Consider the following 880-nt stretch of genomic DNA (forward strand, 5'->3'; position numbering starts at 1 on the left):
GTACATATTGAGCGAGCTGATCTTGATGGATCGCTTTATGAGGAATTTGCACGCCGCTTAACGGTTCTGCACTCGTTAGACCAACACGAACAAATTGATTTGGCAGCAGACCCGCTTCGCTGTTATCAAAAGAGGCAGAAATCGTCACCGTACCGCTGGCTGCATTCACTTTGTTATCAACAAAAGCGATGTTGCCTTGGTAGTCCGTCAATTGACCATCACGCTCAAGCAATACTGATGTTGCTTGCTTACCTTGAAGCTGATATTGACTCAGTTCGCTTTCTTTAATCGAGAAAGTGGCATCGATCGGATCCATCTTGATCAGGTCAATCAATGGGCCAAAGTTAGGGCCTACCATGTCACCGATAGAGAAGTTACTTTTCCCTAACTGACCTGAATACGGTGCTTTAACTTGGGTTTGGTCTAAGTTGTCTTGCTGAACTCTTACGTTTGCTCGCGCAGATACCACTCGAGATCTCGCCATCTCTAGCTCCGCAATACTCAAATCAAGCTGCGACTGTGAAATACCGCCCGACTTCAACATCTGAGTGGTTCTTTCATGGTTTAGCTGAGTCAAGCTCATTGCCGATTGCGCTTCAGATAAGGTTGCTTTTGCCGCATCAAATGCCGCTTGGTATGACGTTGGGTCAATTTCAAAAAGCACAGCGCCCGCTTCGACAAAGGCACCGTCATCAAAGAGTTTATTTAACAAGAAACCACTGGTTCTTGGTGTCAGTTGAGCAGACTCAACCGCCTCCATTCTTCCTACATGGTATTGGATTGGCGAATGCGCCATTTCCTCGGCAAGTACCACCGTTACAGGTGTACTAGGCACTGGAGCAGCGGTTTGCTCCGTAGGTTGTGAATTACCACCACAGCC

At 47.3% G+C, this 880-nt stretch carries 1 protein-coding gene; it reads right to left on the reverse strand.

Features of this window, described 5'->3' with window-relative positions; genetic code table 11:
* Nucleotides 1-880: efflux RND transporter periplasmic adaptor subunit (locus AB4653_RS22795; RefSeq protein WP_372105392.1), on the reverse strand; the 880-nt coding region annotated here is incomplete at both ends.

Origin of the sequence: Vibrio sp. 10N.222.48.A3 (assembly GCF_041475345.1) — a bacterium.
In the GTDB taxonomy this organism is placed as follows: domain Bacteria; phylum Pseudomonadota; class Gammaproteobacteria; order Enterobacterales; family Vibrionaceae; genus Vibrio; species Vibrio tasmaniensis_A.